The sequence below is a fragment of the Nocardioides guangzhouensis genome (assembly GCF_004519545.1).
Classification (GTDB): domain Bacteria; phylum Actinomycetota; class Actinomycetes; order Propionibacteriales; family Nocardioidaceae; genus Nocardioides; species Nocardioides guangzhouensis.
Map to the genome: position 1 here is coordinate 201,801 of NZ_SDKM01000002.1, position 17,912 is coordinate 219,712.

At 72.5% G+C, this 17,912-nt stretch carries 13 protein-coding genes; 6 read left to right on the plus strand and 7 right to left on the minus strand.

Features of this window, described 5'->3' with window-relative positions:
* Positions 1–113 precede the first annotated feature (113 nt).
* From EKO23_RS02275 to EKO23_RS02285, 3 genes are all read left to right on the plus strand, one after another.
* Complete coding sequence (locus EKO23_RS02275; protein ID WP_134713644.1) at positions 114–599, plus strand: glutathione peroxidase; 486 nt, start codon at positions 114–116, stop codon at positions 597–599.
* A gap of 136 nt (positions 600–735) precedes the next feature.
* A complete protein-coding gene (locus EKO23_RS02280; RefSeq protein ID WP_134713646.1) occupies positions 736–2,196 on the plus strand; it encodes a DUF1800 domain-containing protein in 1,461 nt (486 codons plus the stop codon).
* Positions 2,197–2,201: 5 nt separating this feature from the next.
* Complete coding sequence (locus EKO23_RS02285) at positions 2,202–3,494, plus strand: DUF1501 domain-containing protein (RefSeq protein WP_134713648.1); 1,293 nt, start codon at positions 2,202–2,204, stop codon at positions 3,492–3,494.
* 16 nt (positions 3,495–3,510) lie between these two features.
* Here the strand turns inward: EKO23_RS02285 and EKO23_RS02290 are convergent, their stop codons facing one another.
* Positions 3,511–5,619: a RecQ family ATP-dependent DNA helicase gene (locus tag EKO23_RS02290; protein ID WP_134713650.1), complete on the minus strand. Its 2,109-nt coding sequence runs from the start codon at positions 5,617–5,619 to the stop codon at positions 3,511–3,513.
* 656 nt (positions 5,620–6,275) lie between these two features.
* Here EKO23_RS02290 and EKO23_RS02295 point away from each other — a divergent pair.
* From EKO23_RS02295 to EKO23_RS02305, 3 genes are all read left to right on the plus strand, one after another.
* Positions 6,276–7,415, plus strand: a complete 1,140-nt coding sequence (locus EKO23_RS02295; protein ID WP_175582648.1) for a TlpA family protein disulfide reductase — start codon at positions 6,276–6,278, stop codon at positions 7,413–7,415.
* Positions 7,416–7,499: 84 nt separating this feature from the next.
* On the plus strand, positions 7,500–8,333 hold the full coding sequence (locus EKO23_RS02300) for an arylamine N-acetyltransferase family protein (protein ID WP_134713652.1): 834 nt from the start codon (positions 7,500–7,502) through the stop codon (positions 8,331–8,333).
* A 161-nt stretch (positions 8,334–8,494) separates the two neighbouring features.
* The gene (locus EKO23_RS02305) at positions 8,495–10,084 is read left to right on the plus strand and encodes a sulfatase family protein (RefSeq protein WP_167880287.1); all 1,590 of its coding nucleotides are present in this window, start codon (positions 8,495–8,497) and stop codon (positions 10,082–10,084) included.
* A gap of 33 nt (positions 10,085–10,117) precedes the next feature.
* Here the strand turns inward: EKO23_RS02305 and EKO23_RS02310 are convergent, their stop codons facing one another.
* The 6 genes from EKO23_RS02310 to EKO23_RS02335 all read right to left on the minus strand — a co-directional run bounded on the left by EKO23_RS02310 (position 10,118) and on the right by EKO23_RS02335 (position 17,906).
* Positions 10,118–11,803, minus strand: a complete 1,686-nt coding sequence (locus EKO23_RS02310; RefSeq protein ID WP_217702410.1) for an NAD(P)/FAD-dependent oxidoreductase — start codon at positions 11,801–11,803, stop codon at positions 10,118–10,120.
* A gap of 4 nt (positions 11,804–11,807) precedes the next feature.
* On the minus strand, positions 11,808–12,317 hold the full coding sequence (locus EKO23_RS02315) for a universal stress protein (protein ID WP_246050855.1): 510 nt from the start codon (positions 12,315–12,317) through the stop codon (positions 11,808–11,810).
* 85 nt (positions 12,318–12,402) lie between these two features.
* Positions 12,403–13,380 carry an electron transfer flavoprotein subunit alpha/FixB family protein gene (locus tag EKO23_RS02320; RefSeq protein ID WP_134713656.1) on the minus strand — a complete coding sequence of 326 codons (978 nt, stop codon included), beginning with the start codon at positions 13,378–13,380 and terminating at the stop codon, positions 12,403–12,405.
* On the minus strand, positions 13,377–14,147 hold the full coding sequence (locus EKO23_RS02325; RefSeq protein ID WP_134713658.1) for an electron transfer flavoprotein subunit beta/FixA family protein: 771 nt from the start codon (positions 14,145–14,147) through the stop codon (positions 13,377–13,379). The genes EKO23_RS02320 and EKO23_RS02325 overlap by 4 nt, the downstream gene beginning before the upstream one ends.
* Positions 14,148–14,214: 67 nt before the next feature.
* A complete protein-coding gene (locus EKO23_RS02330; protein ID WP_134713660.1) occupies positions 14,215–16,752 on the minus strand; it encodes a GcvT family protein in 2,538 nt (845 codons plus the stop codon).
* Between the two features lie 152 nt (positions 16,753–16,904).
* The gene (locus EKO23_RS02335) at positions 16,905–17,906 is read right to left on the minus strand and encodes an ABC transporter substrate-binding protein (RefSeq protein WP_246050856.1); all 1,002 of its coding nucleotides are present in this window, start codon (positions 17,904–17,906) and stop codon (positions 16,905–16,907) included.
* Positions 17,907–17,912: the final 6 nt, after the last annotated feature.

Consider the following 17,912-nt stretch of genomic DNA (forward strand, 5'->3'; position numbering starts at 1 on the left):
GGCAGGGCGGCACGACGGCGGGGGCACTGCGCACCACGGCGGCCGGTGGCGCCGGGGCCCGTCCCGGGGTGGCGGCGTACGGCCCGTCTGGACCGGCTGGCTAGGCTCGCGGCATGAGCATCCACGACGTGCCGATCGCCCGCCTCGACGGCACGGCCGCCACCCTCGGCGAGCTCACCGGAGAACGCCCGGCGCTGCTGGTCAACGTCGCCTCGAAGTGCGGGCTGACGCCGCAGTACACCGCGCTGGAGCGGCTCCACGAGCAGTACGCGGACCACGGCTTCACCGTCGTCGGCCTGCCGTGCAACCAGTTCGGCGGCCAGGAGCCCGGGAGCAGCGAGGAGATCGCCGAGTTCTGCTCCGCCACCTACGGCGTGACGTTCCCGATGACCGAGAAGGTCGCGGTCAACGGCGACGGGCGCCACGAGCTCTACCAGCAGCTGGTCGACACCCCCGACGAGGAGGGCGAGTCCGGCGACATCCGGTGGAACTTCGAGAAGTTCCTGCTCGCCTCGGACGGCAAGCCGGTCGCCCGGTTCTCGCCGACCGTCACCCCCGACGACCCGCGCGTCGTCGACGCGATCAAGGGCCTGCTCTAGCTGTCTCCTTCGACGCTGGACGACGGCGCCCTCCCGCGGGCGCGTGGTCTGGACCGACGACCGGTCCTGTCACCCTGCTGTTCCCATTTCCACAAATTGGTAACAACCGGTCACCATCTCACCTACCGTCGACCGCATGTCACCCGCCGCCCCCGCCGCGTCGACGGCCGTGCTTCCCCGGGCCGGCCGTCACTTCGCGCGTCGCTTCTCGGGAGGCATCACCCCCACCCTTGCCTCCCAGATCACGCGCGCCGGCGGGGGCCGCCGGTGGTTCTCCCAGCAGCTCTACCCGGCCCGGGTCACCGACACCAAGGGGGACCAGGTCAACACCTGGTTCCCGTCGCTGAAGCTCACCCCGGCCCAGATCTTCCAGCGCGAGCAGGACGACGTGCAGGGCTCCTGGGACGTGATGGCCGACCTCAGCCGGTGGACGGTGTGCCGCCGGATCCACAGCACCCGGCAAGTGCAGGAGCTGATGGTCGAGTTCTGGTCGAACCTGCTGCACGTGCCGCTCGGCGACGACCTCGCGGCGTACCACCGGGTCTCCTACGACCGCATGATCCGCACCTACGCGCTGACCAGCTTCGAGCGGCTGCTGCTGCACGCCACGACCCATCCGGCGATGGGGTTGTTCCTCGACAACGCCACCTCCAGCAAGCAGGCGCCCAACGAGAACCTCGGCCGGGAGCTGCTCGAGCTGCACACCGTCGGCGTCGACGCCGGCTACACCGAGACCGACGTGAAGAGCTCCAGCCGGATCCTCACCGGCTACCGCTCGGACGTCTGGTGGCCGGCCTTCCAGACCTTCTACGACCCCAGCTGGCACTGGACCGGGCCCATCAGGGTGATGGGCTTCCAGCACGCGAACAGCAATGCCGACGGCCGCGCTGCCACCACGGCGTACCTCAAGTACCTCGCGCACCACCCGGCCACCGCCAACCGCATCGCCCGCCGGCTGTGCGTCCGGTTCGTGAGCGACACCCCGTCCGCGGGGCTGGTCGCCACCGTGGCCCGTGCCTACCGCCGCAACAACACCGCGGTCCGGCCGACCCTGCTCGCGATGGTCGACCACCCCGAGTTCCTCGCCTCCGCCGGCGCCAAGGTCCGCACCCCGCTCGACGACTACGTCGCGACTGTACGCGCGCTCGGGATCAGCCTGGGCAAGCCGGTGGACGGCGACTCCTTCGCCAACGCCATGCACTGGCACTACCGGGACGCCGGACAGGCGCCGTTCGACTGGCCGGCGCCGAACGGGTTCCCGGAGGTCAACGGCGCCTGGATCAGCAGCGGCCGGATCCTCAACAGCCTCGAGGTGCACCGCACCCTGGCGTTCGGCTGGTGGCCTCGGGACGAGGCGGTCTTCCGGAAGCCGGCCGCGCTGCTGCCGGCGCTGCCGGCGACGCTGGAGGCCGTCATCGACCACGTCGCGGTCAAGGTGATCGGCCAGGCGCCGTCGGCCGCGGTCAGCCAGGGCATCGCGACCGCCCTCGGCTGGAGCCTCTCCCGTCGCGTCACCGCGGAGGAGGCGCAGCGCTACTGGACGCTGCCCACCATCGTGGTCTCCCTGCTCGACTCCCCCCACCACCTCACCCGGTGACCGCCATGACTCCCGACCTCCCCACACCCGCGGACGGCTCCGGCGAGTCCTGCGGCTGCCCCGACTTCACGCTGAGCCGGCGCCGGTTCCTCGCGACCACGGTTGCCGGGGCGGGCGTGCTCACCGCCGGGCAGCTGTTCGACGACGCCTGGCGACAGGTGGCGTACGGCGCGGCGCCCGGCGGCAACGTCGTCGTCGTGGTCAGCCTGCGCGGCGGCTCCGACGGGCTATCGATGGTGGTGCCCCGTGGCGCCGACCACGACCTCCTCGCCGCCGCGCGGCCCGGCATCGTCGTTCCCGAGGCCACGCTGATCGGCGGTGACACCAACTTCGGCCTGCACCCGGCCTTCGCACCCCTGCTGCCGATGTGGAACGCCGGCACCTTCGGCGCGGTGCACGCGGTCGGCCTGCCCGCCCCCAACCGCAGCCACTTCGACGCGATGATCGAGGTCGAGGACGCCGACCCGGGCTCGTCGGGGCGGGTCGGGTGGATCAACCGGGTGGTCGGTCTCGACGCGTCCGCGCAGCCCGAGGGCGCGGTCCAGCTCGGCTCGGCCCTGTTGCCCACGTCGCTGGTCGGGCCGGCCCCGGCGCTCGGCGTACGCCGCGTGCAGGACCTCAGCGTCCCCACGCTGGCCAACGACGACGCCGCGATCCGGCGTACGTCGCTCGGGCAGATGTGGGCGCGCACCTCCACGCCGCTGGGCAGCTCGGTGCGGGCCACCCTCGCCACCGCCGAGCGGCTCGCCCCGCTGGTGGCCTCCGCCGACGACGTCGTGCACCCCACGGCCTACCCCGCCGGCCCGCTGCGCGAGGTGCTCGCGAACACGGCGGCCCTGATCCGCGCCGACGTCGGAACCCGGATGGTCACCGTCGACTACGGCAACTGGGACATGCACAACGGGCTCGGGCAGCCCGACAGCGGCTGGATGGCCGACCAGGTCACCCATCTCGCCGGCGCGCTGGCGGCGTTCTTCACCGACCTCGGCGCGGCCGCGTCGCGGGTGACGGTGGTGACGATCAGCGAGTTCGGCCGCCGCGTGCAGGAGAACGGCGACCACGGCGTCGACCACGGCTACGGCAACGCCATGCTGCTGCTCGGGGCCGGCGTCAACGGCGGCGGCGTACGCGGCCAGTGGGCCCACCTGAACGACCTGAACGACGGCGACCTGGCGATCCGGCAGGACTTCCGCAGCGTGCTGTGGGAGGTGCTGGCGTCGCGGTTCCCCGAGGTCTCCGGCAGCAAGGCAACCGTGTTCCCCGGGTTCGTGCCCGAGACCGTGGGGGCGATGTCGTGATCGCCGCGGCCGGGCTTCAGCTCTCGGTGCCGAGCGTCAAGGGCAGGACGTCGGTGGCGCCGCCCGAGCGCAGCGCACGCGCGGCGAGCGTGAGGGTCCAGCCGGTGCCGACCAGGTCGTCGAGCAGCAGCATCGGCCCCGACGGCACCTCGCCCTCGAGCCGGTAGCGGCGCAGCACGGCCGCGACCCGCTGGGCGGAGTTGGCCTGCCCCTGCCCCGGCGCCACCGACTCGTCGACGATCGCGAGCCGGGCCACCACCGGGATCTTCAGGTAGCGCGCCAGACCCTCGGCGAAGTCGCGGGTGAGGGTCGCGCGGCGTGCGGACTCGACGTACGCGATGCCGGACGCCTGCGGCCGCCAGTCCCCGAGCACCTCGATCACCGCCTGCACCAGCGGCACCGGGACCGGCCCGTCGGGGGCGCCCTCGCGGAAGAGGTCGCGCAGGTGCTGGCCGTAGCCGAGATCGGTCAGCCGGGCCACCGCCCGCCCGGGCGAGGGCTGGTCGGCGATCTTGCCCTTGAGGTCGATGCCGAGGTTGGCCAGCGCGGTCGGCCACATCTTGCGCGGCTCCACGACGACGCCGGGCCGGGCCAGGCGCTCGTGCGCAGCCTCGGTGGCCTGCTCGGAGACGGACGCGCTGACCGTGGTGCCGCCGCAGTTGTCGCAGCGGCCGCACTCGACGGCGTCGGGGTCGTCGAGCTGGTCGCGCAGGAACCACATGCGGCATCGGTCGGTGCCGAGGTAGTCGAGCATGGCCTGCTGCTCGCGCTCCCGGGCCTCCCTGACCCTGGCGTAGCGGTCGCGGTCGTAGGCCCAGTCCGCACCGGTGGACTCCCAGCCTCCCGGGACCCGGCGCACGGCACCGTCGACGTCGAGCACCTTCAGCATCATCTCGAGACGCGAGCGGCCGAGGTCGACGTACGTCTCGAGGGCGGGGGTGCCCAGCGGCCGCTCGGAGCCGGCCAGCACGTCGAGCACCTGCCGGACCTGCTGCTCGGGCGGGAACGCGAGCGAGGCGAAGTAGTGCCAGATGTCGCGGTCCTCGGTCGCGGGCAGCAGCACCACGGTCGCGTGGTCGGTGCCGCGGCCGGCGCGTCCGACCTGCTGGTAGTAGGCGACCGGGCTCGACGGCGCCCCGACGTTGACCACGAAGCCGAGGGTCGCGTCGAAGCCCATGCCCAGCGCACTGGTCGCCACCAGCGCCTTGACCCGCCCGGCCGCGAGGTCGGCCTCGAGGGCCTCGCGCTCGGCGGTCTCGGTCTGGCCGGAGTACGCCGCGACGGTATGGCCGCGGGCGCGCAGGAAGTCGGCGATCTCCTGGGTCTGGGCGACGGTCAGGCAGTAGACGATGCCGGAGCCGTCGAGGTCGTCGAGGTGGTCGGCCAGCCAGCCCAGGCGCTGCTCGGCCGTGCGCAGCCGAACCACCGCGAGGTGCAGCGACTCCCGGTCGAGCGAGCCGCGCAGCACGAGCACCGAGGTGCCGAGCTGCTCGGCCACGTCCCGGGTCACGCGGGCGTTGGCGGTCGCGGTCGTGGCGAGCACCGGGATGCCGTCACGGAGGTCGGCCAGCATGGTGCGGATCCGGCGGTAGTCCGGACGGAAGTCGTGGCCCCAGTCGGAGATGCAGTGCGCCTCGTCGACCACCAGCAGGCCGGCCTCGTCGGCCAGCCGCGGCAGCACGTTGTCGCGGAACGCCGGGTTGTTGAGCCGCTCGGGGCTGACCAGCAGCACGTCGACCTCACCGGCGTGGATGGCGTTCTCGATGCGGGACCAGTCCTCGATGTTGGTCGAGTTGATGGTGACCGCGCGGATGCCGGCGCGCTCCGCCGCGGCGATCTGGTTGCGCATGAGCGCGAGCAGCGGCGAGACGATCACGGTCGGCCCGGCCCCCTCCGCCCGCAGCAGCAGCGTGGCGACGAAGTAGACCGCGGACTTCCCCCACCCGGTGCGCTGCACCACCAGCACCCGGCGCCGGTCGACGGCCAGGGCCTCGATCGCGGTCCACTGGTCTTCGCGCAGGGTCGCGTCGTCGCGACCGACCAGCGCCCGGAGGTGGTCCTCGGCCGCGACCCTGGCGGCGCGGCGCACGTCGGCGTCGGGGGCGGTGTCGGTCTCGGCGGGCATGCCCGCATGTCTACCAGCGGCCGCCGACGGGCTCGACCGGTCGTCCACGGGCGCCGGCCGCCGGCACCGTCGGTCCGCTGCGCTAGACCGCCGACGGTCGCCGCGATTGACGCTCGGGGAGGCGGGTACGACCCAGGTGCCGTGCGGCTCGTCCGTCCTCCGTCAGCCTCCGTCGGACGTCCACACGACCGAGTGCCACCCCGTGAACCGACCGAACCCAACGCCGGGGTGGCTCTCGGCTGTCCGGGGCCGATTGCGCGGCCGGCGAGCTGCGCCGCCCCGGGCGCGGGGGATTGGGATGCCACGGGGCGGCGCCGGCTCGTCGGCCGCAACCAGGTCGTGGCGCGCGTCGTCACGGGGGACTGGTCGACGCGCGCCCCCGGACCGACGCGCCACGGAGGCTATCGAGGCCGGACCGGGTCGCGCAGGAGTTCCGGGAGGAACGGGAGATATTTCGGCGAGGGCCCGGTTCCGTGCCACGATGACGCCCGCGGACGGCCGCAAGCCACCCCTTTCGTAGGCCGCGTCTGGTCGTCGTGGGCCTCCGGTCCGGGGTGAAGTCCCACCCGCGGGCGGAGGCGCCGCCGGCGTCCCGGTCCTAGCCTGAAACGAGATGGTGTGGAGGCGCACCACCCCTCGGGCAAGGGGGCACCGGGATGGCAGCCAAGCTCAGCGGACGGCACGTCGCAGGACGCATCGTGGCACTGGGGCTGCTCGCCACCTTGGGCTGCGCCTCGCAGTCCGGCGACCACGGGAGCGGATCCGGTCCGACGTCGTCGACACCGTCAGCCACACCGGCCGGCGGTGGGCCGGCCACGTCGAAGGCAGTCCGGGTGACCTACGACGGCCCCGGGGCGAACCGCGGGAACCGCAGGATCCACCTCGTCCTGCTCGTGTCCGGGACCCACCACGCCCGGCTGGACAGCGAGATCGCGACGTACCCGCCGATGAGCTCCGTGTGGGACGGCCGCCGGTTGCTCGTGCACGACCCGGAGGAGTACCGCCCCTGGATCCTCTACGAGGCGCCCGAGGAGCACCCCGACGCGCTGGACCAGGTCACGGGCTGGAGGGTCGACCCGACCAGCGCCACGTTCGAGAGCACCTGTCCGTCCGCCGCCCCGATCGGCCACCGCACGATCCTGGGGCGGACCGCCGTCGGCTACCGCTGCGGTCCCATCCACACGCCGCAGTACGACCGGGAGGCCAGGAGCATCTGGCTCGACGAGAAGGCCGGACTCCTGCTGGTCGACCCGCCCATCTCCGCGACCGCGATCGAGGAGCACCCGGTCATCACCCGGTCCACGTTCTCCACCCGACCCCCCGCCGGCAGCGAGGTCACCGTCTACGGGGCCAAGGAAGGAGAGGGGCAGCCCGGGCGCGCCCCCGGCTTCAGGCTCGAGCGTCTCGACGGCGGTACGGCGCGACTCGCGGACTACGCCGGGCGACCCGTGGTGCTGGCCTTCTTCGCCTCCGACATCGTCTTCGACCCCGCAGGCGAGGAGTGCCGGCGCTGCATCCCGTCGCTGCTCGACCTGCAGCGGGAGACCTCCGGCGGTGCGCACCCTGCGGTCCTGGCCGTCCAGGGCGGCGACCGGGGCAAGCCCGGACACCTCATGGTCCCGCGCGGCCTGCGCCTCCCGGTCGCCAACGACCCCGGCTACGACGTCCAGCACTCCTACGGCCTCGAGCAGCGCGTGGGCTTCGCCTTCATCGCGGCCGATGGCACGCTCCGGCAGGTGATCGACGGGCCAGCGACCGCCCCGCAGCTCCGGGCGGCCCTCGACCGGCTGCACTGAGGGCCGGCCGCCGTACGGCCGCAATCGCAGCCGCACGACACGTCGGCCGCTCCGGGCCGGGACGCCGTGCGCTTGACTGGGCGCATGCCGACCGACGTATGGCAGGTCGACCAGCTCGACCTCGAGGGCTACCTGCAGCGACTCGGCGTGCCAGCTCGGGAGCCCGCGCCAGCGGCGCTCTCGGAGCTGCACGAGGCGCACGTGCGCGCGTTCACGTTCGACAACATCGACGTGCTGCTCGGCCAGCACCCCGGCGTCTCCCTCGACGCCATCCAGCAGAAGTTCGTCGGCCGCGGCCGGGGCGGCTACTGCTTCGAGCACAGCACGCTCTTCGCCGCCGCCCTCGAGCGGCTCGGCTACCGGGTACGGCGACACCTCGGGCGGGTCGGGGACCCCGACGAGGGCACGCAGCAGGCCCGCACCCACATGGCCGTCGAGGTGGTCCTGGCCGGCGAGCGACTGCTGTGCGACCCGGGCTTCGGGATGAGCCTGCTGCGGCCCATCCCGCTGGCCGACGGCGCCGAGGACGACTACCTCCCGGGCTGGCGCTACCGGCTGCGCCGGACCGATGCCGGCGACTGGGCGCTGCACCGGCTGCGCGAGGCGGGCTGGGAGGTCGCCCACACCACCGACGAGCTCGAGGTGATGCCCCTCGACGTCGTCATGGGGCACCACTACACGAGCACCTACCCGGGGTCGCACTTCACCACCGGCCTCATGGTCACCCGGCACCTGCCCGGCCGGCACGTCACCGTGACCCACGACTCGCTCACCGTCCGCACGCCGGGCGGAGCGACCGAGCACCGGGCCCTGCGTGAGGGCGAGCTCGCGGAGTGGCTGTCGACGCTCGACGCCCGGCTGACCGGCGACGAGCGCGACCGGCTGCTCGCGACCGTGCGGACCCTGGTCTCTCCCTAGCCCGGCGGGCCCGACCCGGACCCCGTCACCGCCGTGCGGATCCGGGAATGTCGCAGGTCGGTCACGAGTGGGCGGTTCTCCCCGGCGATCGACCGGACACCACCTACGATGCCTCAGCCGGGGCCACGGGGGTCCCGCCAGAGGACCGGCAGGGGCACCGCATGAATCACCGTCGCAGCCGGCGCGTCCCGGCCTCTGCCGGCCTGACCGCGCTGGCGCTCACCGCGGCGGTCAGCGGCTGTGCGTTCAGCCCGTCGAGCACGCCCTCGACCTCGCCGATCCGGGGCTCCGGGGACATGGTGACCGCCACCGGCGAGCAGGCCAGCGTCTCCAGCGCCGCGCTGACCGGCGCGGCCCGCCGCCCCAACGTGCTGTTGATCACCGCCGACGACGCCGCACCCGGCGACCTGCGGTTCATGCCGCACACCCGCGAGCTCATCGCGGACCGGGGCGTCACGTTCACCAACGGGGTCGCCCCCACCCCGATCTGCGTGCCGGCCCGCGCGTCGCTGCTGACCGGCCAGTACACCCACAACCACAAGGCGTACACGATCGAGGGCAAGGGCGGCGGCTACACGTCCTTCGACTCCCGCAACACCCTCCCGACCTGGCTGCGCAGGTCCGGCTACGACACCCTCTTCATCGGCAAGTACCTCAACGGGTACGGCGACGCCGGCACGGGCACTGCCCGGAAGATCGAGCCCGGCTGGACCCAGTGGCGGCCCACCGTCGGAGGCTCGACGTACAACTTCATGAACCCGACCCTCAACATCAACGGCCGACTGGTCGGCTACCACCAGTACAACAGCAACCTCTTCGCCGACCAGACCGTCGACCTGCTCGGGCGTTCCCAGCGCAAGCGCAAGCCCTGGTTCATGTGGGTCAACTACGTCGCACCGCACCACGGCGGGCCGCTCGACGCCGACGACCCGCAGCTGCGCTATCCCCGGAACCCGGCGTCCTGGGTGAAGACCACCAAGCCCGCCCCCAGGGACCGCAACCGGTTCCGGGACCTGCGGCTGCCCCAGGACCCCAACATGTTCCGGCGGGTCCGGCACGGGTGGGACAACGGTGCGCCGATGTCGCTGCTGAAGCGCCGGAACATCCGTGAGGCGTACCAGCAGCGGATCGAGGCGCTCCAGAGCGTCGACCGGGGCGTGGCGAGGTCCGTCGCGGCACTGCGCCGCACGGGGCAGCTGCGCAACACCGTCGTCATGTTCACCTCCGACAACGGGTTCCTGGTCGGACAGCACAACCGGTTCGGCAAGCTGTACAGCTACAACGACTCCCAGCGGATCCCCGTGGTGATGTCCGGCCCCGGCGTCCCGCGCGGGAAGCGGGTGCGGACCGCGGTCACCAACCCCGACATCGCGGTCACCATCGCCGCGCTCGCCCGCGCGAAGCCGGGCCGTCGCGTCGACGGGATCGATTTCATGCCGCTGCTGCGGATGGGCTACCGCGGGCGGGTGGTCCCGACCGAGGCGTACCCCGTCCACGGCGGCACCCGTCCGGTCTACACGGGCATCCGCGAGGGCACGTGGACCTACACCCGGCTGCGCCGGGACGGCGTCCGGCGCGAGGAGCTCTACAACCGGGCCACGGATCCCTACGAGCTGCACAACCTGGCCGGGAACACCCGGTACGCCGCCGAGCTGGCCCGGTTCCGGGCGCTGGACCGCCGGTACCGCGACTGCGCCGGAGCCACCTGTCCCAAGGCGGTGTACCTGCCCGGCGACCCGCCGGCCGGCTGACCGGCGCGGTCCTTGCGGTGCCCGGGACGCGTCCTACGGCGCGAGGTACGCGTGCACCAGCGGCACCACCGACGCGCCCTCGCCCGAGGCGGCGGCGACCCGCTTCATCGACCCGCCACGGACGTCGCCGGCGGCGAAGATGCCGGGCACGGTGGTCTCCAGGTTCGCCGGCGGTCGGCCCGCGACCCAGAGGTGCTGCGGGATGTCGCGGCCGGTGAGCACGAAGCCGTCGTCGTCGCGGCAGACCGCGGGCGGGATCCAGTCGCAGTGCGGCGCGGCGCCGAGGAGCAGGAACAGGCCGCCGACGTGGCGCCGGGTCTGCTCGCGGGTGTCGACGTCGCACTCGACGATCCACTCGAGCCGGCCCTCGCCGCCGCCGCCGACCACCTCGGTGCGGCCGCGGACCGAGATGACCGGGTTCAAGGCCATCTCGCGGATGAGGTACGCCGACATGGACTCCTCCAGCCCGGCGCGACGTACGACGATCGTCACCGACCGCGCGAACCGGGACAGGTGGACGGCGGCCTGGCCGGCGGAGTTGCCGCCCCCGACCACGACCACGTCCTGCCCCTCCATCTCGCGGGCGGCGGACACCGCGGCGCCGTAGTGGACACCGGCGCCGACCAGCGCCTCGAGCGGCGGCACGCCGAGCCGGCGGTAGGCGACGCCGGTCGCGATCAGCACGGACCGGGAGTGCACGTCGCCGCCCGCGGTCACCACCCGGTGCGGCTCGCCGTCGGCGCCGGGCTCGAGGGCGTCGACCCGCCACCCGGTGAGGAACCGGGTGCCGAACCGGATCGCCTGGTTGCGCGCGCGCTGCGCCAGCCGCATGCCGGAGATGCCACGGGGGAAGCCGAGGTAGTTGCGGATCATCGACGAGGTGCCGGCCTGGCCGCCGATCGCCTCCGCCTCGACGACGACCGTCGAGAGCCCTTCGGAGGAGCCGTAGACCGCGGCCGCCAGCCCGGCCGGCCCGGCACCGACCACCGCCAGGTCCACCACGCCCTCGGTGCTGATGTCGGCCGGGGTGCCGTAGATCTGCCGCGCCACGGCGGACACCTCGCGGGCCACGAACGGCACCCGGTCGTACGCCGAGACCAGCGGCCAGCCGAGCTCGTCACCGACCTCGTCGGCGAACCGGGCGACGATCGCCTGCCCGACCTCGCTGTCGGGCGGGTAGGTGCGGTTGGGCATCCCCATCCGGTCGAGGAAGTCGCGCACCCCGACGGTGACCGGGTCGGGCCCGTCGGCGACGATCCGGACGGTGTCCACCTCGGGCGTGGCCACCGACGACCCCCAGTCGGAGAGCATCTCGACGATCGCGCCGTGGAACTCCTCGTCGCGCACGCCGCGCGGCATCAGCAGGTACGCGTCGTACTTGCCCTTGGCCAGGCCCTCGCGCAGCGTCGGTGCCTGGTCGAGGAAGACCGACCAGTGCGCGGCGATGATCCGCTTGGCGGTGGGCACGATCGTGCGCCAGGACTGGAACGCCGCGTAGACGGTGGTGCCGGGCAGCACCGACTCGGTCACCAGCATCGGCACCCGGCCACCGGTGTCGCGGATCGACTGCAGCTCCGCGGTCACGTCCTCGGCGGTGGGGACGAGGCGCACCTCGTAGTCGCGGGCGTAGCGGCCGAACTCACCGCCGAGCACGTCGGCGTGCTCGGGCGCGCAGACCAGGATGACCGGCAGGTCGGTGGGCTCCGCGCTCCCGGTCACGGGACTACTGCGGCTGGGCGCGCAGCTGCGCGTCGAGGTCGGCGGGGTCGTCGGAGCCGTCGACCGGCACCACGACGACCGGGCAGACCGCGTGCCGCACCACCTGGTCGGCGGTCGACCCGAACCGCAGGCCCCGGAAGCCCCCGGCGCCGCGCGAGCCGACGACCAGCATGTCCGCGCCCTCCGACGCCTCGGTGAGCCGGCGGCCGGAGGATCCGTGCAGCACGTGGCAGTGGAGGTCGACGTCGATGGGCAGGCCCAGCGCGGCGATGTCGTGCTCGAGCCGCTCGAGCACCGCGGCCTCGAAGTCGGTCATCGGCGGCACGTAGCCACCCCGGGCCGAGGCGGGGCGGGGTGCGGAGGAGAGCGACCAGGTGCGGACGACGTGAAGCGGGCAGCCGAGCCTCGTCGCCATCTTCGCGGCCCAGCGCACCGCCTCGCCGGCCGGCCTGGAGCCGTCGTGCCCGACCAGCAGCCCTCCGTCGAGCTCCAGTGTGGTGGCGACCTCGATCACCGTGGCTCCCTTCCCTCGACCGGCGTCAGCGTACTCACAGGATAGGGGGCGGCCCGTGGCCGGTGGAGGGTCGAACGTCTCGGGATCAGCCCTGCCGGCGCCGGATCTCCTCGTTGATCGCCGGCACCACCTCGTGCAGGTCGCCGATCACCGCGTACGTCGCCTTGGTGACCATCGGCGCCTCGGCGTCGGTGTTGATCGCGAGGATGCTCTTCGCCGACGAGCAGCCGGCCCAGTGCTGGATGGCGCCGCTGATGCCGCAGGGGATGTAGAGGTCCGGCGAGATCCGGCTGCCGGTCTGCCCCACCTGCTCGTGGTGCGGCCGCCAGCCCAGGCTGGTGACCACGCGCGAGACGCCGAGGCTGCCGCCGAGCAGGTCGGTGAGCTCGAGCAGGTCCTTGAACCCGTCGGCGCTCCCGGCTCCCCGTCCGGCGCCGATCACGACGCGGGCCGAGCGCAGGCTGCCGGAGAGGTCGGGCTCGGGCTCCTCGGTGGAGACGACCCGGGCGACCAGGTCGGACTCGGACACCGCGGGAGCACAGTCGACGAGTGCGGCGTCGGCACGGGCGGGCGCGGGCTGCGCCTCGACTGCGTGGCCTGCGACCGTGAACACCGCCGGCCGCTCGTCCAGCCGCATCTCCTCGAGCGCGGCACCGCCGACCACCTGGCGGGTGACCACGAACGGGGCCAGGCCGCCGAACGAGAGCACGTTGGCGGCCATCGCCACCCCCTCGCGGGCCGCGACGTGGGCGATCACCTCGTTGCCGCGCGGCGTACCGGCGGCCATCACGACCACGGACCCGGCCTGACGCCGGGCCTCCTGCACGGCCGCGGCCCAGGCGGCGCCGGCGTACGACGTGAACGCGTCGCCGGTGACCCGGTGGACCGTGCGGACGCCGTACGTGGCGAGCTGGTCGCGCAGCGCGTCGGCGACGTCGCCGACCACCACGGCGTCGACCGGGATGCCTCCGCCGGCGTCCCCGAGGGACCGGGCGAAGGTCAGGGCTTCGCGGGAGACCTCGATCGCGCCGGAGGCGTCGGTCTCGACGAGGACCAGGATCATCGGGCCAGCACCCCCAGCTTCTCGAGCACGTCGACCACGGCGGGTGCCGCCTCCGGTCCGGTGCCGAGGATCTCCACGTTGCTCGGCGCCGGCGGGGGCAGCAGCAGCCGCACCCGCTTCGGCCCGGTCGGCTCGGCGGCCGGCGTGCGCTCCTCGATCGGCACCTTCTTCGCCTTCATCCGGCCCGGGACCGTCGGGTAGCGGGGCTGCACGCCGCCCTCCAGGATCGTCACCACGGCCGGCAGCGGCACCCGGTAGGTCTCGTGCCCGTCGGGCCCGGACCCGGTCGCGGTCACCACGCCGTCGGCGACGGTCACCGTGTTGACCCCGTTGACCACCGGGCGGCCGAGCTCGTAGGCGAGCCGGATGCCGACCTGGAAGTCGCCGCTGTCGGCCGCGTCGTTGCCGAGCAGCACCAGGTCGTGGCTCCGGCCCTGCGCCTCGTGGTCGCGGACCACCACGGCGATCTCGCGGGCGACGTCGGCCGGGCCGAACCGTTGCGGGTCGGCGACCACGTGCGTGGCGGCGGTGCAGCCGACCGCGAGCGAGGCCCGCAGCTGCTCGACCGCGTCGGCGTCGCCGAGGGTCAGCACCGTGGCCTCGTCTCCGCCAGAGGTCACCTGGGCAGCGATCTCGACGGCGCACTCCTCGTGGGCGCTCATGGTGAACCCGGCGTACCGGCCGTCGACGGACTGGCCGTCGTCGGTGAGCACGACCTCGCTCGACGAGTCGGGCACCCGCTTCACGCAGACCAGGACGTTCGTCATCGGGGTCCTTTCGGTGTTGTCCGGTGGAGGAGCGAAGCGGGGGAGGCGGAGAACACCGTGGGGTGGGTCATCGGATGCGCTCGTTGGTCGGGTCCAGCAGGCCGGTCGCGTCGACCGAGCCCACCGTGACGGGGTAGAGCTCCTCCATGTAGGACACCGCGAGCCGGTTGCCGACGGTGGCCTGGTCGGGCGGGAGGTAGGCCATCAGCACGTGCTTGCCCAGCGACGGCGCGGAGCCGGCGCTGGTGACGTACGGGTGGTGGCCGTGCCCGTCGGTGAGGGTTTCGCCGTCGCGGGTCAGGATCGGCTCGCCGCCGAGCATGTAGCGCTTCACGCCGCTGGCGGAGGTGTGGTCGTCGACGGTCATCGTGCACAGCACCGCGGCAGGTGCTTCGTCGCGCTGGCGGAGGTACGCCTCCCTCCCGACGAAGTCGGCGACCTTGACCTTGGGGCGCTGCATCCCCGCCTCCACGATGCTGCGCTCGCCGTCGAGCTCGTATCCGTAGGCGCGGTAGCCCTTCTCGATCCGGCCGGTGGTGCCGTAGACCCCGATCCCTACCGGGACGGCGCCGACCGGGCCGCCCGCCTCGAGCAGGGTCTCCCAGAGCTCCGCGGCCTGGTCCATCGGGACGTACAGCTCCCAGCCGAGCTCGCCGACGTAGGAGATCCGTGAGGCCAGCACGGGCACGCCCTTCACCTGGATCTCGCGGCAGGTCAGGAAGCCGAAGCCCTCGTCGGAGACGTCGTCCCCGGTGAGCGAGGCCAGGATGTCGCGGGCTCGGGGACCCCACAGGCCGATCGTGGACACCGCGTCGGTGCGGTCGGTCAGGGTGGTCGCGCCGGCCCCGTCCGGGTCACTGACGAGCTGGTCCTCGAACCACTTCCGGTCGGCCATGCCGTGGGCGCCGCCGGTGACCACGCGGAAGACGTCGTCGCCGAGCCGCATCACGGTGAGGTCGGAGCGGAAGCCGCCGGCAGCGTCGAGCACCGGCGTGTAGATCACCTTGCCGACCGCGACGTCGCACTGGGCGACGCAGGTGCGCTGCACGGACTCGAGCGCGCCCGGGCCCTCGATGTCGAAGATGCAGAACGCCGACAGGTCGATCACGCCGGCCGCCTCGCGCATCCGCAGGTGCTCGGCGTTGATGATCGGGCTCCACCAGCGGGAGTCCCACTCGTGCTCGCGCGGCATCACGGCGTCGCCGTACACGTCGAGGAGGTGGGCGTTGGACTCGTACCAGTGCGGCCGCTCCCAGCCGGCGGTCTCGTAGAAGAACGCGCCGAGCTTCTTCTGCGACTCGTGCATCGGCGAGAGCCGCTGCCCGCGGTCGGACTCGTACTGCTCGGAGGGGTGGATGATGCCGTAGGTCTTGATGAACGCCTCGGTGGTGCGCAGCCGGGTGTGCTCGCGGCGCTTCTGGTGCTGGTGGAAGCGGGAGATGTCGCTGGCGTTGACGTCGATCTCGGGGTGCCCGTTCGTCATCCACTCGGCGACCGCGCGGCCGACTCCCGGACCCTCCTTGATCCAGACCGCGGCGGCGGTCCAGAGTCCCCGGACCTCGCTCTCGCCGAGGATCGGGTTGCCGTCGCAGGTCAGCGACAGCAGGCCGTTGATCGCGTAGCGCATCTCCGCGCCCTCGGCCCCGAGCAGCTCCGGCATCAGCTCGTAGGCCTGCTCGAGCTGGGGGTCGAAGTCGTCGGAGGTGAACGGCATCTCGGTGGGCGAGAGCTTGGCCTGCTCGATGGACGGGATGTCCTCGGGCTCGTGCAGGATCGCGCGGTGGGCGTAGGAGCCGACCTCCATGTCGGCGCCGTGCTGGCGCTCGTAGCAGAAGGTGTCCATGTCGCGGACGATCGGGAAGGAGATCTCGCCTTCCTGCTCCGCGAGCTGCGGGCACGGGCCGACGCTGATCATCTGGTGGACGGCCGGCGTCAGCGGGATGGAGATCCCGGCCATGTCGCCGATCTTCGGGCTCCAGACGCCGCAGGCGATGACCACGGTCTCCGCCTCGATGTCACCACCCGTCGTACGCACCCGGGTGATGCGGCGGCGGCCGGCCGCGTCCTCCTCGGTGTCGAGGCCGGTGACCTCGACGTTGGGCACGACGGTCAGCGCGCCTGTCGCCAGGGCGTTCTCGCGCATGATGGTGCCGGCCCGCAGCGAGTCGACGACGCCGACGCTGGGGGTCCAGAACGCTCCGATGAACTGGTCGGTCTCGATGAAGGGGACCTTCTCCTTCACGAAGTCCGGGTCCACGAGGTGGGCCTCGATTCCCCATGCCTTCGCGCTGGACATGCGGCGCCGCAGCTCCTCCATGCGCTCGGGCGTGCGGGCGAGCTCGAAGCCGCCGGACTGGGTGAAGACGCCCATCTCCTGGTACTGCCGCACCGAGTCGAGGGTCAGGTCCGTGATCTCCCGCGAGTGGTCCACGGGGAAGATGAAGTTCGAGGCGTGCCCGGTCGAGCCGCCGGGGTTCGGCAGCGGGCCCTTGTCGATCTGCACGATGTCGCGCCAGCCGAGCCGGGCGAGGTGGTGGACGAGGCTGTTGCCGACGATGCCGGCGCCGATCACGACGGCGCGGGCGGTGGAGGGAACGGTGGCCATCTGCGGTCAACTCCTTGTTGCGTATGCCGCAACGGATTGCGCTATGTGGAACAACGCCAGTGTGTGCTGTGAGCCCGGGGCTCGTCAAGAGCAAGGCCGGCGCCGCCGCGGACGACGGCGCCGGCCTCAGGAGCGGTGCGGCGCGGGTGGGTCTACTGACCCAGCCAGGCGTCCACCTTGTCCTGGTTGTCGTCGATCCACTTCTTGGCGGCGTCCTCCGGCGACATCTTGTCGGCGGTGATGTACGCCGCGACCTGGTTCTGGTCGTCGTTGGTCCAGGTGAAGTTCTTGACCAGGTCGACCCCTGTCGAGTCTCCGTCGGCCCACTCGGTCGACACGACCTTGTTGAGCGGCGTCTCCGGGTAGTCGCAGGCGACCTTCGCCGGGTCGTCCTGGCAGCCGTCCTTGTACGGCGGCAGCTTGACCTGCTCCAGCGGGATCTCGGCGTGGATGTACTGCGGCTCCCAGAAGTAGCCGATCAGCCACTTCTTGTCCTTCTGGGCCTGCTCGAAGGCCGTGATCGTGGCGGCCTCGCCACCGGAGAAGACGACCTTGAAGTCGAGACCGAGGTTGTCGATGATCGCCTCGTCGAACTGGACGTACGACGGGTCGGAGCCGAGGAACTGGCCCTTGCCGCCGGACTCCGAGGTCTCGAACTCCTTGGCGTACTTGTTGAGGTTCTTGTAGTCGAGGATGTCCGGGTGCTCGTCGGCGAGCCAGCCGGGGACGTACCAGCCGATGATGCCGACGTTGCCGTTCTCGCCGAACATGGTGGCGCTGCCGTCGCCGCCCTTGTCCTTGACGAACTTCTTCTCGAGGTCGGGGTGGCCCCAGTCCTCGATCACGACGTCGACCTCACCGGTGCCGAAGCCCTGCCAGGAGACGTCCTCCTTCAGGTCCTTGTAGTTCACCGTGCAGCCGAGCTGCTCCTGGGCGACCGTGCCGACGACGTACGCGCTGGCCTCGTAGCCCACCCACGGGTTGACGGCCATGTTCAGCTCGCCGCAGTCCCCGCCGGCCGCAGCCTGCTTCTCCTCGTTGGACTTGGTCTCCTCGTTGATGGAGCCGCCGCCACAGCCGGCGACGACCAGGGCCAGGCACGCCGCAGCCAAAGCCGGGCGGGCCCGCATCCATCCGTTCCGCGTGATCCGCATTCCGTT

Excerpts from the sequence above, each read along its gene's own strand:
- EKO23_RS02280 (WP_134713646.1), top strand. The coding sequence starts at position 736 with ATGTCACCCGCCGCCCCCGCCGCGTCGACGGCCGTGCTTCCCCGGGCC.
- EKO23_RS02330 (WP_134713660.1), bottom strand. The coding sequence starts at position 16,752 with ATGGCCACCGTTCCCTCCACCGCCCGCGCCGTCGTGATCGGCGCCGGC.
- EKO23_RS02275 (WP_134713644.1), top strand. The coding sequence starts at position 114 with ATGAGCATCCACGACGTGCCGATCGCCCGCCTCGACGGCACGGCCGCC.
- EKO23_RS02295 (WP_175582648.1), top strand. The coding sequence starts at position 6,276 with ATGGCAGCCAAGCTCAGCGGACGGCACGTCGCAGGACGCATCGTGGCA.
- EKO23_RS02285 (WP_134713648.1), top strand. The coding sequence starts at position 2,202 with ATGACTCCCGACCTCCCCACACCCGCGGACGGCTCCGGCGAGTCCTGC.
- EKO23_RS02305 (WP_167880287.1), top strand. The coding sequence starts at position 8,495 with ATGAATCACCGTCGCAGCCGGCGCGTCCCGGCCTCTGCCGGCCTGACC.
- EKO23_RS02320 (WP_134713656.1), bottom strand. The coding sequence starts at position 13,380 with ATGATCCTGGTCCTCGTCGAGACCGACGCCTCCGGCGCGATCGAGGTC.
- EKO23_RS02290 (WP_134713650.1), bottom strand. The coding sequence starts at position 5,619 with ATGCCCGCCGAGACCGACACCGCCCCCGACGCCGACGTGCGCCGCGCC.
- EKO23_RS02335 (WP_246050856.1), bottom strand. The coding sequence starts at position 17,906 with ATGCGGATCACGCGGAACGGATGGATGCGGGCCCGCCCGGCTTTGGCT.
- EKO23_RS02325 (WP_134713658.1), bottom strand. The coding sequence starts at position 14,147 with ATGACGAACGTCCTGGTCTGCGTGAAGCGGGTGCCCGACTCGTCGAGC.
- EKO23_RS02300 (WP_134713652.1), top strand. The coding sequence starts at position 7,500 with ATGCCGACCGACGTATGGCAGGTCGACCAGCTCGACCTCGAGGGCTAC.